This is a genomic window from Pedobacter sp. UYEF25, assembly GCF_054061655.1.
Genome location: NZ_JBSSEL010000026.1, coordinates 25,973 through 42,640, shown reverse-complemented (window position 1 = coordinate 42,640; position 16,668 = coordinate 25,973). Strand labels below are relative to the sequence as shown.

The window sequence follows — 16,668 nt, the reverse complement described above, 5'->3', positions numbered from 1 at the left end:
GATTAGCCGAGTATTTGCAGTAATCAACAGAGGTAATCCTTTTATAGATACTTTTAAATTTGCCGCTTAATTATTTGCTTTTTATCATAGAATACACAAAAATAGCCGAAATGAGAGGTGCGCTAACGATTTTAATGGCACCTTTCCGAAACAAAAAAAACTTAACATTTTTTACTCAGAATACAACATTATTGCCGACATCAAACTTATCAACATTAAAGACATAGTAACTTCTCACGATAAAATATTAAGAACGATGTACATTACCGCTTCGTTGAAGATATTGAAACGCTTTAGTTATTTTACGTTTCCTTCATCATCTAATAAATTAATAGAAATTTAAAAAAAATGAATTTACAAACAGCAAAAGTGATTGTCACCGGTGGAACTTCTGGAATTGGGTATGAAACTGCAAAGCTGCTAAAAGAGAATGGCGCAGAGGTAGTAATTTGTGGTCGTGATGAGAAAATGGTAAAAGAAGTGACCACCGAATTAAATATTTTCGGAATAGTGGCAGACGTCTCGAAAGGAAAAGATGTGGAAAGTCTCTTCGACTTTGCCTTTGAGAAAATGGGCGATTTGAATGTCCTGATAAACAATGCTGGAGTCGGATTTATGGGATCTTTAGTTGAAACAACAATTGAAGATTTTTCCCGCATCTGGGACGTAAACACAAAAAGTGTTTTTATGTGCGGGCAGAAGGCAGCAAAGCATTTCATTCAAAAAAATACCGGAAATATTATAAACATTTCTTCAATGGGCGCCGTAAGTGGGTTTGCGAATGGTTCAGCTTATGTTTCTAGCAAAGCAGCAATTACGGGTTTAACCATGTGTTGGCGGGCAGAATTGCGTAAGCATAATGTGAGAGTGATGCAAGTAAACCCGAGCGAAGTGGTAACGCCTTTTATCCAAAAACTCGGATACGTGTCTGCTAATGCAGAAAAAAAGTTAAAGGGATTAGAAATTGCACAGGTTATGGTTTCTATGTTGCAATTAAACGATATTGGATTTATTCCAGAAGTGAACGTATGGGCTACCAATCCCTAAATGCTCAATAAAAATAGAGCAACTGGCACAATGGTCTTGTACTATTGCTTGCTAATAAGACTTAAAATTATGCAAGGCGTTAGAATAGAAAAAGTATTAGCAGAAGAGATTGAGCTATTGCAAAAATTTTCCTGGCAAACTTGTAGCGAAACTTCTAATGAATACAATACTCAAGAAAACATGTTAGAGACTTTAACCCTAAAATGAATGCTATTAATTTTTTTTACAATAGTAATTTCAAGGTTTATTTCGCTAAAGAAAAAAAGAGAACATTATACGTTATTTGAAATTAAATCTCGTTTAATCTTAAGCGGCCTTGCCAGAAGCTAAAATGGAAAGAACGAGTTTTTTAAAAAAAAATCATTGAGAACCTAGGTGTTTTCGACCCAAAATACAGATTTTGCTGACAGATGTTAATGGCGCAACAACCAACTTTTTAAAAAATGAACAGGTTGAAGGCATACCATTTTTCCTAATTTTAGAATTCTTGCTAAAATGACTGCAGTAAGTTTTCATCGAAGAATGAAAATGAAATGAAAGAAAATATTTAATACACAATAAAATGAACTTACAACAAACAATTACAATAGCGGGCAGAAGTAATCATCCGTTAACAGTAAACCGTGTAGGCTATGGTACAATGCGGCTAACAGGCGAAGGCATTTGGGGCGAACCCTCAAAGCGGGATGAAGCTCTAGAAATATTACGCGAAACAGCAAAACAAGGCATCAATTTTATAGACACGGCAGATTATTATGGTGAAGATGTAACAAACCGCCTAATTGCAGAAGCCTTGTATCCATACAATGAAGACCTGGTGATCTGCACCAAAGTAGGTGCCACACGAAAATCGGATAAAAGCTGGATTCCATACAACAAGCCATTGGAACTGCGCCAAAGCATTGAAAACAATTTGCGAACGCTAAAGTTGGAACAGATAAGCCTTGTTCATTTCAGGGTGATGCATGGCGATAAGGGTTTGGAAGAATCATTGGAAGCGATGTTTGCCATGCAACGGGAGGGAAAAATCTTGCATGTAGGCGTGAGTAACGTGAACCGCAAAGAACTTGAAATTGCGATGTCCATGGGAGAAATAGCCAGCGTCGAAAATCTTTTTGGGCATGCGCAACGCGGAGATATGTCTGGCGCACATGGCGATACGCGTGGCGGCGAAGAGGTATTGCACCTGTGTGAGGAAAATGAAATTCCGCTTATTCCATTTTTTTCGCTGGAAACAGCCAATCAAAAAAAAGACATGAGGATAGCGGAAATTGCGAAGAAATATGAGACAACCGAAGCGCAGATAAATATTGCATGGCTGCTGCACCACTCACCATGGTTATTGCCCATCCCGGGAACCTCTTCGTTAGCACATTTCAAAGAAAATATAAAGGCAGTAGATATCAACCTGACTGTCGAGGATATGGAATATTTGAAATAGAATAAAAATTACAGGAATAGTTCGCTAGCAGATAAACAGAAAAGAATTTTAATGTACGGGCCCACAAAACGAACCGGGGAATTGGCATTGGAATATGCAATAGAACAAGGCTATGAAGTATTTATGGAGCCTTGGCAAGGTGCTTATCGGTGTAATATCTAGCAGTTTCTGAACAAGCAAGCGGAGGAAATATGTACGAACCTGAAGATAATGGATTGAGAGGTTATCCAACTTTGGCCAACCTTCAAGAAAATGTAATGATTGAAAAAGTAGCTGAGAAACTTTGGGATACCGCGCAAAAAATAACCGGCCTTGAATTTCTGGCACAACAAGCAAAACAACTGTAACCTTAAACTCATAAGCAATGAAAGTAAAACTCTGGGCAATTTATTTATCGATTACAATCTTGATGATGGCAAAGGCTGGATATTCACAAAGTCGTAAAACTTTCAAAGCAGACGGCGACGTTGTAAATACCATCAAATTTAGCAGTAATGCAATTGACAGCGATGACAAGAAGTTTAATTCAACAAAGCAAGAAGTTGATTGTACCCTAGAAATCATATCTGTTTCCACTTTGGATAGAACGGTAATCTATCAAACTGATACACATATTGAAGCGCCCAATTGGACACGCGATGGCAAGACGCTAATCTATAACAGCGGTGGCTCGCTCTATAAAATTCCGATTGAGGGAGGAACTCCGGAAAAAATGGATACTGGATTTGCCAACAGAATTAACAACGATCACGGCATTTCTGCAGACGGTAAAACAATGGCTATAAGCAACGATACAAAAGGAATGGGTTCGTTGGTTTACACTGTTCCAATTGATGGTGGAACGCCAAAAAAAATTACCACCTCTGGCCCATCCTACTGGCACGGTTGGTCTCCTAACGGCAAGACTTTGGCATACTGTGCAGAACGTAACGGTAATTTTGATGTCTATACCATTCCAGTAGAGGGCGGCAAAGAAACCCGGTTGACAGATGCCGAACCGCTAGACGATGGCCCAGAATATTCACCCGACGGAAAATATATCTATTTCAATTCTGCCCGTACTGATACCATGCAAATTTGGCGCATGAAATCAGACGGTAGCGACCAAGAGCAGGTAACCAAAGATAAATACAACGACTGGTTTGCCCACCCCTCTCCAGATGGCAAGTGGATAGTTTATATAACTTTTGGCACAGAGGTGCCCGCAGGTTCGCACCCGCCCAACAAAAATGTGATGCTGAGGCTGATGAATCTCAAGACAAAGAAAATAAAAATAATGGCAAAATTTTTTGGTGGACAGGGCAGTATAAATGTCCCATCATGGTCTCCAGACAGTAAAAGAATTGCCTTTGTAAGCTATCGTTTAAAATAAGTAAAACAAGCGTATCCCGGCGACCGCAAACCAACATCGACAAGAATTGAATTCTCTAACAGCAACCTTCTAAATAAAAAAATGAAAAGAATTTTAATGTATGGAGCAACGGGACGAACCGGGGGATTAGCATTGGAATATGCAATAGCACAAGGCTATGAAGTAACAGCACTCGTCCGTAATCCCGATAAAATAAGTTTACAATCAGAAAAACTAACCATAATAAAAGGATTACCTACCAACATTGGAGATGTAAGGAATGCAATGAAAAATTGCGATTATGTCATTAGCCTTTTAAGCGCCCTTCCAGAAAAAGAAAGTATGTCATTCAGGAAGATAGACCCGCCACATACGATCGAGAAGAGCATTTACAATAGTATAGAATGTATGCGGGAATATGGTATAGAACGTATCATCTCACTTTCGTCTATTGGTGTTGGTAATTCATTTCGGTATGCGCCTTGGTTTATGAGGTTATTTATTAAAATTTCCAATTTCAAAATTGTATTTGCAGACCACGATAAGCAGGAACAATTACTGTTGAACTCAAATCTTAATTGGACTATTGCAAGGCCTGTTGCCCTAAATAATAAGGAAACATTGGGGCAATTGGTTATCAGTTACAATAAAACACCTTCACCATTTAGCATAAGCCGAAAACAATTAGCAAAATTTATGATTGACCATTTAGATAAAAAGGAGTTCATTCATAAAATGCCAATATTATCTGAAAAAAAATAGGACCTCACTATCAAAAATAAAGAACAGCTCAATCGAAATTTAAAAGCGCAAAAAATGAAAGATTATGTGAAAATAGTATCAAAAGTAAAGTAAAAGAAAACATCAGGAAAGTGTATCCATTAGCATAAGTTGTAGAGGCACATCGCGAAAGTGAAACTTGGCACGTTCGGGGCAAACTGGTGCTTAAAATTAGAAAAGGAAATTCGTAAAATTTAGTTTGATATGAAAAACGATTACAAAGTGCCTGCAAATACCCGGATTGGGCACGTTCATTTAAAAGTAGCAGATATAGATCGCTCGCTTGCTTTTTACATAGACTTACTAGGTTTTGAAGTAATGGCACTGTATGGAGATCAAGCGGCATTTATATCTGCCGGCGGCTACCACCACCATATTGGTTTAAATACCTGGCATAGCAAAGGTTTGCCGCCAGCGCCAGAAAATAGTGTGGGATTATATCATACTGCGATAGTTTATCCCACAAGGAAAGACCTTGCAGTAATTTATGATCGTTTACTAAAAGCACATTATCCGCTCAGCGGTGCAAGCGACCACGGAGTATCTGAGGCCATTTATTTAGATGATCCAGATGGCAATGGTGTAGAACTTTATTGGGACAGGCCACGTGAACTTTGGCCCTATAACCCTGATGGTGGAATACAGATGTTTACTAAAGCAATTGACCTCGAAGACTTGTTGATGGAACTTGGTTTTTAAAAAATTACGCACATGGGTTAGGTATCTGTCCTGCCCAACAATGTTTTGTTTCTCGATAGCTGTTGTTTCAGGATAGCCGAAAACTGCGGCGTTGGTATAAATATGCGTTTCCATCCCCGTTTTTTTAGCGGCATCATGTGTATCACTCGCAGTAAATGCAATACTTCCGTTTTGCCAAAGGAAAGGAGCATCAATTGTGTAATTACAAAAAAAATCTTAAATGATTGGTAGACAAATTTATTTCAAACCCATGAGTCGTATATTGTTTTGCCAATATTTTGCACGCCTGCGTTGTGTATAAAGGTGACAATCGAATCGTGTTTTTCTTTAGCGAATACTTTAACAAAGTGCAGAATAGATTTTAGTGAAGCAAGATCAAGTTGTAAACATTTAAGATATTGGTGTCCAGTTTTTTCCTAGATTTTTCTAATCGCTTTCTTGCCGCCTTAAATCTTTCTGGAAGTTAATATGAATTGTTCATCTTTTGCGATTTTTCCATTTCACAAATTACAGAAGCACTTTCTTTCCTATAGTTCCAAATAGTACGTTATCTAACTTTTCTTCGCTCGCAATTTTCTGCAAATTTTCTTTAGGAAGAAAAATAGGCTCGTCGCTTAGATCAAAAGTGCCATAATGCATAGGGAAAAGTTTTTTTGCATTTAGCATATTAAGACATTCCAAGGATTCCGCCGGATTGGTGTGAGAATCTCGCATAAACCAATTCGGCTCGTAGGCCCCAATGCCGATAAATGCGTAATCTATTTCAGGAAATAATTTCCCTATTTGGCTAAAGTGGGCGTCAATACCGCTGTCGCCTGCAAAATATAGACAATGATTCGCTGTCTGAATCATAAAGCCGCCCCAAAGCATCTCATTCAGGTCGAAAAGTCCTCTTCTGCTCCAGTGCTTACTTGGCAGTAGAGAAATAGTAATCCCGGCAATCTCTTCATATTGCTGATACCATCCAGCTTCGATGATTTCATTTTTAATAGACCAATTGCGCAATAAGTCCGATATACCAAGGGTTGTGTAAATTACCGCTTTGGGGTTTCGATTACACAATTGTTTAACGCTTTTCTCGTCTAAATGGTCACGGTGGTTGTGTGATAACAGAATAATATCAATGTCGACTAAATCCTCTGAAGTACAAGGTAATTCGGTATACCTTTTCAAAGGTCCTATATTGCCGAATAAAGGGTCGATAATAATGTTTTTTTCATTCAACGTAAATACAAAAGTTGCATGCCCAAACCAAGTGAATCCATCTTGCTTATCATGTAGAAAATCGTTAGTTTTAATTACTTCAACATTTGTTCTTTGGTTTTTCTTCTGATTCTTAAACACATTTTTATCCAACTGCCATTTGAACAAATCTTTATACGTTTTTTCACTTTTCTCATGTAGGTTCTTATATCTTCCGTCCCCATCAAGCGGATTACCTGCCCAATGTTCAACTAGGACAGGAAGATTTTCATTTAATATTTTTCTCATAGTTTTTTCTTGTTCTACTTAATGATGATTTGGCGGTGTTTCAATCGAAAAAATTGAAAATGAACAGTCAATTACCCCCTGTACATATTTTGAAGATGAAATTTTTTAGTAAAACTGTTAAGTCTACAGCAAAGTTATTTTCACCTATAAAATATTTTTTATTTTCTTCACTTTTTCTGTCGTAAAAGCAAACGCGCAAAATCCCGCTGTTAATAAAGGCAACTCGTTTGGGTATTTTCCCAGCTTCAGAAACATATTCGTCTTTTTCAATTCTAGAGATTTCGCTTTGCTTTTAACCAATTCAATTTGTTGTACATTTAGCTTTTTAAACCGAAATAGACAATTTATTTATTCGTTCATAATCACAAAGATGACGATTGTAAAGTTAGTTCGATTTTTCACACGGCAAAAGCTGAAGGGATATAAATCCATTCCCTTAAAAAAAGTGTGGTAAGTGAGATTAGGTTGAATTAACCACACAACACTTGTCTAATTTTGAACTAATTAAATTGCAAAATGAAAAACACATTGGTAGTCGGCGCTTGGAGCTATGAATAAAAACTTGTCTCGCAACCTTCAATTGAATATTTACTTTTTGCAACGCTCTATTGATTCCTGCTAAAATACGTTTTCAATAATATCTTTTCTTGATGGGCAGTTTTACATGTAGCTTTATGAAATAGTACCGATGAAGCTTATGTGCGAAGGATTGGATAAATAATATTCGCGACTAATGCCAAAGTAATGATTAGATTATCTTAAATATAACCAACTCTTTAATACCTATCACATGTTAAAATCAATAAATTATTTGGGATTGCTTTCTTTAGTAATGATGTTATCGAGCGTTGTTGTTGCCCAAAATACGACAATAAATAAAGCAAAGATCTACGTGAATCTTGCTAAGGAAAAAGCTCCAATGAAACCTGTATGGGCATGGTTTGGGTATGATGAACCCAATTATACGTATATGAAAGACGGCAAAAAATTGCTTTCCGAATTATCTGCGCTAAGTTATGTTCCCGTTTTCGTCCGCACGCATAGCCTATTGGTTACGGGGGATGGTGTTGCCGCGTTGAAATGGGGCTCAACCAATGCCTACACCGAAGATGCGGATGGCAACCCAATTTACGACTGGAAGATTATCGACAGCATTTTTGATACCTATATTAAACGTGGCATGAAGCCACTCGCTCAGATCGGTTTTATGCCCGAAGCGCTATCTACGCACCCCAAGCCATATAAACACCATTGGAAACCGGGTGATAATTACAGTGACATATTCACCGGTTGGGCCTATCCTCCGAAAGATTACAAAAAATGGGGCGATCTGGTTTATAACTGGGTAAAGCATAGTGTAGCCCGTTATGGGCAAAAGGAAGTAGAAAGCTGGTACTGGGAAGTATGGAACGAGCCAAATGGTTATTGGAAAGGTACCATGGAAGAATATTTTAAATTATATGATTATGCGGCCGACGGTTTAAAAAGGGCTTTGCCAACCGCAAAAATCGGGGGAGCAAATATTGCAGGAACATCTAGTTCAGGGGCGCAAAAATGGCTCAATGAGTTTATAAAGCATTGTACGGTAGGCACAAATTATGCAACAGGTAAAATTGGATCACCGATGGAAGCGTTACTTTTCCATGCAAAAGGCTCTCCTAGGGTCATAAATGGTATTGTACAGATGAACATGGCTCCGCAATTGCGTGATATTGCAGCTGGGTTCAAGATTGCGGCTTCGTATCCTCAAACTAAAAATATTCCGTTGATTATCGGAGAGTCAGATCCCGAAGGTTGTGCGGCATGCGGGATGGCAACAAATCCTTCAAACGCTTATCGGAACGGAACCATGTACTCCAGTTATACGGCAGCTTCTTTTGCTAGGAAGTATGAGCTCGAAGATCAGTATGGCATCAACTTTAAAGGTGCAGTTTCATGGGCGTTCGAATTCGAAAATCAACCCTGGTTCTATGGTTTTCGCGATCTGGCAACGAACGGTGTAGACAAACCTGTGCTCAACGTATTTAGAATGTTTGGCAAAATGCAGGGTAGCCGAGTAGAGGCCATCAGTAACCGTATGTATCCAATCAGCACAGTGTTAGATTCAAGTATTAGAGGCGAACAAACCGATATTGGTGTATTGGCATCAAAAGATAAAAATACTGCAGCAATAATGGTTTGGAACTACCATGATGATGATAAACAGGGCCCCGCCGAGCCTGTCTCGATAAACATAAAAGGCATCCCCGTGCAATCTATCAAGTTGACGCATTATCGCATAGACAACGAGCATAGCAACTCCTACGAAGTTTGGAAAAAAATGAGATCCCCGCAAAATCCAACAAGCAAACAAATTATAGCACTTAAAAAATCAGGGTCCCTCCAAACTATTGGGAAGATTGAAAGCCGAAAAGTTGAAGCGGGATCTTTAGTTGTCAACATAATTTTGCCCAGACAAGGTGTTTCACTAATTAAAATGGATTGGTAGTTTGTAAAGGCATTCTGCTAGATCAGTACGTTTTTAAAAAAAAATAACGTGCATAATTTTTGATGTCTCCCACTGGCTACAAAATTAATTGTACTGGTTTTGACAAAAAAAACTTTATTATTTTTCTTTCCGCCTTGAAATCATCTTTTCTAAAGTGCTGAATTAATGAATTTAAATTAACAGGGGTTTAACAGGGGTTTAACAGGGACTTTACAGGGACAATACACGGAAATTTCCCTATAAAATCCCTGTTAAATTCGAGTTAAAACCTTTTGATAGCCAATGGTGCTTTATAAAAAAGGACTGTTCATTTTCTTAAAACAATAGTTTTTTGTATTGACTAACGATCCATCAGGAATATCCAGTAGCTAAATACGAATTAAACATGGAAAAATGTTCTCGGGTTATGGTGTTGCGAAAAAATCATTTCCATCGCCTGCAATACTTATAACCATCTAAGGCCGTATTAAGCGCATAAATAATTTAAAACTAGCAGAGGCGCATAAGAAAAATGCTTTAGAAAACAATTAAAGAGACAATCTGTTAGGACATAGAACGAGAAGACTCCAAAAAAACAGCTAACATAGCTACCAGTAGTTTGGCAAAATGGCATTTTTTGTGCTAAATTTAACGGCCGTCCACCGATTCAACTTTTGTGCAAATCTGCAAATGTGTACTTCAATTTTAGCCACTTCGCCAACTAAAAAACGGCAGCAATAATTATAAAAACAAAGCATACAGATACCATATGAACGGCCATTTAGACAGACTTAAAAAGGCGACTGAACCTTTAAGACAGCAAATTATTAATCATAAAGTTTATTCCGCAATAAATGGCATTGAAGACTTGAAAGTTTTTATGCAGCATCACATCTTTGCAGTTTGGGACTTTATGTCCCTACTAAAGGCGCTACAAAACAATTTGACCTGTACTTCTATTCCTTGGTTTCCTAAAGGCTCGGCAGACACCAGACAACTTATTAATGAAATAGTTGTTGGTGAAGAATCTGACGTTGACAGTTTCGGTACTAGGAAAAGTCATTTTGAACTGTACCTCGACGCCATGCAACAATGTGGGGCAGATGTTTCTCAAATCGAAAAATTTATAACGGTATTAAAAAATACGGGCGACTTCCAAACAGCATTCAAAGCTTCGGAGACACCAAAAGAAGCTCGAGATTTTGTTGACTTTACATTCAAAATTATTGGAAGTAATAAAGATTATTTACAATCAGCAATTTTCACGTTTGGTCGTGAAGATCTAATCCCGGGAATGTTTATTTCAATCGTCAACGACATTCATAAAAACTTTCCTGATAGCATTTCAATTTTTAAATATTATCTTGAAAGACACATAGAGGTTGACGGAGACCATCACAGTCATCTCGCCTTAAAAATGACAGCAAATCTTTGCGGTACTGACGAACAATTTTGGAAAGAAGCGGAGCAAGCGACTATTGAATCTCTACAAAAGCGTATTGACCTTTGGGACGGTGTATACAGGAAAATAAAAAATAGAAAAACTACTCTTAACGGATAGGAGATTTAAAAATAGTTATTATAAAGACAAACAAGAAGGTTTAGAGGTTTTGTTAGAACCAGCGCCCGGACATTTTGAGCCAGCCAAGGTTTATCAAAAGGCACTTTTGATGCTGGAATTCCTCAACGTCAATTTAATACGGATAATGTTCAACAACAATAAGACCAACTTTTAATTCTCGAAGTTGAGTTTAGTATTAAGATTACCGAAATGCGAACTGTAAAAATTGCTCTCTTTAACGAGACTCTTAGAAACAATATTCAAATTTGAGAGATAATATTACAAGAAAAACAACAAACGACTAAACAACAAATTCACTCAAAAATGGCTGACCGTAGCAACTGCCAATTCATCAGTTTTTTATCTAATATAGTTCGGTGCGACGATGGTTCTACAAGTAACCCGAATTCTTTTGGAAAAATTTTTAAATCGCCGTACCTAATGGTAATCTAATCAAAAATTTTTAGATAAATTACAAGAATTAAAAACCAGAAATAAATTTTCTCCTATAAGGACAAAACACCGCTTGAGGATATTTTACCTCAAACGATTTATTTTTTCTAAGTCTAATAGGTGATGTTTGCTTCCCTTAACTACAAGCGCTAAATTCCACAATGATTTAAGTCTTTATGAAAAATTATAAAATCCAATTTTACTTCTTGGTTATCTGCTGTGCATATTTTCAGACTTCTTTTGCTCAAATTCCAAAATTACCTACTAAGTGGACAGCAGCTGCAATGAAGGCGGATATTCCTTTTCAGGAGTATCCAAGGCCACAGCTCGAGCGGAAAGAATGGCTGTGTTTAAATGGTAAATGGGATTACGTGGGCGGTAAAAGTGTTTCAAACGCACTCAATCCGTCAGAAGCCATCAAGTTTCCAAACAAAACTGATAAAATACTGGTTCCCTACTGCCCAGAATCAGTGCTTTCTGGAATTGAACGCAAACAAGAAATAAATATGTGGTATCATCGGAGCTTTTCTGTCCCACATTCGTGGAGTGGAAGGGAGGTAATCTTGCATTTTGACGCCGTTGATCATGATGCGACCATTTTCGTGAACGGCAAAAAGGTTGGAAGTCATTCTGGCGGCTATGACGGTTTTAGCTTTAATATCAGTACTTTTCTTAAAGAAGGCAGCAACACGTTGATCGTTGCCGCTCACGATCCAAATGATGGCCATGTCCCTTCTGGTAAAAATGGCCCTCGCGGTGATTATACCTATAGCTCAGGAATCTGGCAAACCGTTTGGATGGAGCCTGTTCACAAGAACTACATAAAAGGGATTCGGATAACACCTGATGTAGAAAATAGCCGTTTAAAGTTGATTGTAGACGCTCCGAAAGCAAATGTGTCAGCAGTTGTGTTAGATGGAGCGACTATAGTCTCAGAAACTACCGCAAAAGGGGCGACTGCTTTTTACATTCCAATAAAAAATCCAAAACTGTGGTCTCCGAAGAATCCATTTTTATATGGTCTAAAATTAAGCTTAACAGATAAAAATGGTGAAGCAACTGATGAGGTTTTGAGCTATTTTGGGATGAGGGATATTAAACTTGGTAAAATTAACGGGATAGTTAGACCGCTTTTGAACGGTGAATTTGTAATGCAGATCGGTTTGCTCGATCAAGGTTACTGGCCCGACGGGATACTGACCGCGCCAACTGATGAAGCACTAAAACATGATGTCGAGTTTACAAAAAACGCAGGCTTCAACCTGATTAGAAAACATATGAAGACTGAGCCTAAACGTTTTTACTATTGGGCAGATAAACTAGGTATTTTGGTTTGGCAGGATATGCCTGCCATGTGGTATCAGAATGAAGATACTGCCAGAACGAGAACCGTCTTTCGCAAGGAATTGAAAGCAGTGATGGATGACAATTACAACGCGCCTTCCATAATTACTTGGGTACCCTTTAATGAAAATTGGGGCGCGTTTGATGTGAAAGAAATCACGGATTGGGTAAAAGCGTATGATCCTTCTCGTTTGGTAAATGGCAATTCAGGGTTCAATAATAACCCGGGATATCAGACGGCCGCAGGAGACCCAGGCAATGGAGATTTTGTGGACACTCATATCTACATAGGGCCAGATGGTGCTTCTCAGCCTGATGGTAAGAGGGCAGCCTCGCTAGGTGAATACGGAGGCGTTGGGCTTTTTGTAAGAGGACACATGTGGCCAGTTGAAAATAATGCCTACGGCTATGAGCCAACAAAATCCGCTTTAACCGACCGTTATGTATTATTGATGAATCAGGTAGAACAGTTGATGAAGTACAAGGGACTTAGTGTAGCGGTGTATACACAAACAACAGATGTGGAACATGAGATAAATGGTTTGCTTACTTATGATCGCGCGTATGAAAAAATGGACGTGGAAAAAGTTAAGGAGGTAAACCAGGCTGTAATTAACGAAGGCGGAAATCTGAAATAATTAACAATAACTGGTATCATTCAAGGTGATCCAACTTGATTGGAATAAAAGTTGGGTTTACATGAGTTCACTTTTCATTTACTCAGCTTTGTGCGGTTCTACAATAGCGCTGCAAGCAATGCAATTTCTGAAGAACTTTGCAAAACGTTTCTCAGCATTCAGCAAAATGTCAACTTCGATTCAAGATTTTAGATCTGTAAATTTTAGATTGAGACCCAACTTGTATTGGGCTGCAGAAACTATTCTGTTAAAGAAATTGATGATGAATTTTGGAGTATCTATCTTAAAGAACACGGTAAACGATTTTTATAAATATCCAATCGGAAATCCGCTTTAAAAATGCCACCAATCTTTTATGAAGGAGGCCATTAACCATGCTGTTAGAAGTCGTTGTTGTTAACTCGATTTTTGCTAAGCACTAATAAAACATTATTATACCACTAATTTTTTAAGAATTCTCTGTTTATATTAAAATGTCTACTTTAAATCAAATCTTAATCATTTTCCCACTTGATTACTAATTTCTTCACTTAATTCTTCAGGATTGATTTATGTGATTGTTATGAAGTTTGTTTGTATAAAAAAAAACCCACTTAATTTTTTGCTTAAAAATGGTAAAGACATCTCTTAGCTTCGTTAAAAATACGTCAAACTGAAGGTGAACGCTACACAGCTGCGCATAAGTTATTGTTCATGTAAAATGATAGCCAATGATATCGGGTAAGTCATTACTTTGTCAGATACCTTAAAAGATCTAACATGAACACCCTTTTTTCTAATTAAAGCAATTAATTTTATTATCTCTCAATATTCCTTAGTGCAATAAAATACTTTACAAGGATCCTATTTTAATCATCCATCATAAGATCCATGGCGACTATAAATCACGAATATCTCAAGAATCTAAATGTGAAAGATATTTCAATAATATTGTTATCCATATTTTCAAAAACCGGTGGAATTTTTACAATTTAAATTTAGGAAAAAACTGTCATACGAATCACTGAATCCGCTTTTTTGCCAAACCGTTATTAGCTGGTCGTTGTTCTATTGTTGCCGTCATTTATTTGTTTTACCGCAATAGCATGGGTTGTAGGAGTATAGTTGAAGTAGTTGTTAAACTTTGAACTATCGAAGAAATAATCTCTATCGTACTGATAATTCATCTCCGCCAATTCTTTCATGATAGGAACAATTAGGCCAAATCCTTTCACTAACCAATTGGGGCTAAATAAATTGGCGGTAAAAAATGTTAGCATCGCAGCCAAATAAATAAATCTTCTCATTTTAAATATTGTCGATACTGAGTTAGGTTACGTTTCAAGATATTTAAAAAACATAGCCTCTTATTATGAACGGTCAGTGATAAACTTGTCATAAAAAGAGCTACTTAGTTAATTGATGCTTTAAATCAAACATAACAATTAAGGAAATTATTACTGTCTTGTACTTTCATGCTAAAATGGCTGAGGTCCATTAACTAAATAGGTTGCATTTCGACGCTTTATAAAAGCATTAATTAAAAGTTATTGAATTTCTGCAACAGCCACGGTGAAATAACGAGATTTCAAGGTTGATCTATCTTAAAAAGCCGAAGAATAATAATAATGTTCCGGATTATAAGTAAGGAAATCTTCGTCTTCCCTCAATCAATCACATGGCCAAGCAGCTTGAGAATGTGACACGGTTTCATATTTGAGTTATAATTTTATTGATTTTTATAATTCATCATACTCCCAGCGGTGGATTAGGGATGATTAAGGCCATCAAAATGCAATATCAGTTAGTTGCCGCGCAATTTTATGGTCGTGAGATTTATCAAATCATAGGATAAAGCGTCGATTTTTTCATTAATATCAAACACATTTGATAAGATAATAACTGCTTTTTTTTCTTTAACTTTCATTACGATTGAAGATGAATATCCGCCCGTTCCTCCGCTGTGCCAAAATAACTCGTCACCATTTGTAGATTCTAGTTTGTGCCAACCTAAACCAATTTTGGTATCCCCTTTAATTATAAACGTTGTTGTTCTCGTCATTTCAAGTTCTTTATTGTTAGGATTAAATTGTGCGTTTGCAAACTTTGCTAAATCTTCTGTTGTAGATAATATTCCTCCAGCGCCAAACAAAGCGTCAAAATCCCAATTGGATGCGATTTCTCCATTTTTATTTAGTCCCTTCACCAGGCTATTCCCCAAATTTTTTGAACTTGTGACTGAATTTGTCATTTTATACTTATCGAAAACTTTCTTTTGTAAAAGGTTTTGGAAATTCGTTTTCTGAGACAAGCCGAGCGTATAGCCTAGCAGCCCTACGCCGATGTTTGAATATGAATAAATTGTGGAAGGTTTTTTTTCAAGTTTCATAACACTTTTAAGATACTCTTCAATTTTGATTTTTCCATAACTCTTATATGGATTCAGATCATTTGATAAATCCAAATTTTCAGGCAATCGAGGTAATCCGGATGTATGATTAGCTAAGCTTTCAAAAGTCAACTTAATATTGTCTTTAAAAGCAAATGGGTAGTATGAATTAATTTTATCTGTTAATTTGAGCTTTTTATTTTCAACAAGTGAGGCTAGAACGGTTGCCGTAAATACTTTTGTTATTGAACCAATTTCGAACAATTTGTTTTGATTTTCAGATGGCTTTATGGTGTCATTTATTTTTGTAATTCCAAAGTAATTCGTAATTCCATTTTGAATTATGGCAATAGAAAATTGTGCATTGTTCGGTAAATCTTTGGATGTTAAAAACACGATTTCAGCAATTTCCTTCGGATAACCGTCCAATGAGTTTATGGTTTTATTTTCACTTACTCGGAGGTTTTCGTAAGGTTTTATAAAGAGACCGTCAATTTGGTTTTGATCATTAAGCGAAATGTTCACCGCCATAATAGATTTTTCAAATTTCGTTTTATACAGCGCATAAGTTTTCTGTTGATAGCTGACGAACTCCATACTATCTATGTTGCCTGCCTGGCTTTTCACGCGGATTAGAAACGCTTTTGTTTTCTCAATAGGCAAAGCTTTTTTCATTTCTTGTGAGAAATGATTAAAAATCTCATCGTATTTATTTGCGTTATAGTTCTTCTGAAAATCGTCACTCGCAGCCTTATAATTCTTGGTTTGAGCGGATACCAGACTTGTAATGAAAACCGCAATTATGTAGGCAAATAGTCTTTTCATAAATATTGTTGCATTAGAGTACCACTAACTTATATATAAATCTCACACAATTACATTTATACACTTCAATTCGGATGAATAGTCTGATAAGCGAGTTAACTGGAAAATATAAATTAGCCCGTAAAACGGTAAAATAACGATAACTCAAGCTTGCATTTATTAAAATTCCAGGGAATATGACTAGACTTATAAGGGTTGCTTTT

14 protein-coding genes are annotated in these 16,668 nt (G+C 37.0%); 11 read left to right on the top strand and 3 right to left on the bottom strand.

Features of this window, described 5'->3' with window-relative positions; all coding sequences use genetic code 11:
* Positions 1–348 precede the first annotated feature (348 nt).
* The 7 genes from ACVWYG_RS17810 to ACVWYG_RS17780 all read left to right on the top strand — a co-directional run bounded on the left by ACVWYG_RS17810 (position 349) and on the right by ACVWYG_RS17780 (position 5,318).
* Complete coding sequence (locus ACVWYG_RS17810; protein ID WP_457272176.1) at positions 349–1,047, top strand: SDR family oxidoreductase; 699 nt, start codon at positions 349–351, stop codon at positions 1,045–1,047.
* Between the two features lie 69 nt (positions 1,048–1,116).
* Positions 1,117–1,254, top strand: a complete 138-nt coding sequence (locus ACVWYG_RS17805; RefSeq protein ID WP_457272174.1) for a hypothetical protein — start codon at positions 1,117–1,119, stop codon at positions 1,252–1,254.
* A gap of 355 nt (positions 1,255–1,609) precedes the next feature.
* Entirely contained in the window at positions 1,610–2,488 is an 879-nt protein-coding gene (locus tag ACVWYG_RS17800) for an aldo/keto reductase (RefSeq protein ID WP_457272172.1), read from the top strand.
* A gap of 191 nt (positions 2,489–2,679) precedes the next feature.
* Positions 2,680–2,835 (top strand): hypothetical protein, encoded by a 156-nt coding sequence (locus ACVWYG_RS17795; RefSeq protein WP_457272170.1) that lies wholly within the window; start codon positions 2,680–2,682, stop codon positions 2,833–2,835.
* Between the two features lie 17 nt (positions 2,836–2,852).
* Positions 2,853–3,860 carry a TolB family protein gene (locus ACVWYG_RS17790; RefSeq protein ID WP_457272168.1) on the top strand — a complete coding sequence of 336 codons (1,008 nt, stop codon included), beginning with the start codon at positions 2,853–2,855 and terminating at the stop codon, positions 3,858–3,860.
* Positions 3,861–3,941: 81 nt separating this feature from the next.
* The gene (locus ACVWYG_RS17785; protein WP_457272166.1) at positions 3,942–4,601 is read left to right on the top strand and encodes an NAD(P)-dependent oxidoreductase; all 660 of its coding nucleotides are present in this window, start codon (positions 3,942–3,944) and stop codon (positions 4,599–4,601) included.
* A gap of 222 nt (positions 4,602–4,823) precedes the next feature.
* Positions 4,824–5,318 (top strand): VOC family protein, encoded by a 495-nt coding sequence (locus tag ACVWYG_RS17780; protein ID WP_457272164.1) that lies wholly within the window; start codon positions 4,824–4,826, stop codon positions 5,316–5,318.
* 507 nt (positions 5,319–5,825) lie between these two features.
* On the opposite strand, the gene ACVWYG_RS17775 is transcribed toward ACVWYG_RS17780, so the two are convergent.
* A complete protein-coding gene (locus ACVWYG_RS17775) occupies positions 5,826–6,809 on the bottom strand; it encodes an MBL fold metallo-hydrolase (RefSeq protein ID WP_457272162.1) in 984 nt (327 codons plus the stop codon).
* 790 nt (positions 6,810–7,599) lie between these two features.
* Between ACVWYG_RS17775 and ACVWYG_RS17770 the strand changes: the two genes are divergently transcribed.
* The 4 genes from ACVWYG_RS17770 to ACVWYG_RS17755 all read left to right on the top strand — a co-directional run bounded on the left by ACVWYG_RS17770 (position 7,600) and on the right by ACVWYG_RS17755 (position 13,609).
* Positions 7,600–9,297: a GH39 family glycosyl hydrolase gene (locus ACVWYG_RS17770; RefSeq protein WP_457272160.1), complete on the top strand. Its 1,698-nt coding sequence runs from the start codon at positions 7,600–7,602 to the stop codon at positions 9,295–9,297.
* Positions 9,298–10,045: 748 nt separating this feature from the next.
* Complete coding sequence (locus ACVWYG_RS17765) at positions 10,046–10,837, top strand: DUF3050 domain-containing protein (protein WP_457272158.1); 792 nt, start codon at positions 10,046–10,048, stop codon at positions 10,835–10,837.
* Positions 10,838–11,466: 629 nt separating this feature from the next.
* Entirely contained in the window at positions 11,467–13,272 is a 1,806-nt protein-coding gene (locus ACVWYG_RS17760; protein ID WP_457272156.1) for a glycoside hydrolase family 2 protein, read from the top strand.
* 166 nt (positions 13,273–13,438) lie between these two features.
* Positions 13,439–13,609, top strand: coding sequence for a hypothetical protein (locus ACVWYG_RS17755; protein WP_457272154.1), 171 nt, complete (start codon positions 13,439–13,441; stop codon positions 13,607–13,609).
* A gap of 694 nt (positions 13,610–14,303) precedes the next feature.
* On the opposite strand, the gene ACVWYG_RS17750 is transcribed toward ACVWYG_RS17755, so the two are convergent.
* Together ACVWYG_RS17750 and ACVWYG_RS17745 are read right to left on the bottom strand one after the other, a co-directional pair.
* Positions 14,304–14,558, bottom strand: coding sequence for a hypothetical protein (locus ACVWYG_RS17750; RefSeq protein ID WP_457272152.1), 255 nt, complete (start codon positions 14,556–14,558; stop codon positions 14,304–14,306).
* A gap of 497 nt (positions 14,559–15,055) precedes the next feature.
* Positions 15,056–16,465, bottom strand: coding sequence for a serine hydrolase (locus tag ACVWYG_RS17745; protein WP_457272150.1), 1,410 nt, complete (start codon positions 16,463–16,465; stop codon positions 15,056–15,058).
* Positions 16,466–16,668: the final 203 nt, after the last annotated feature.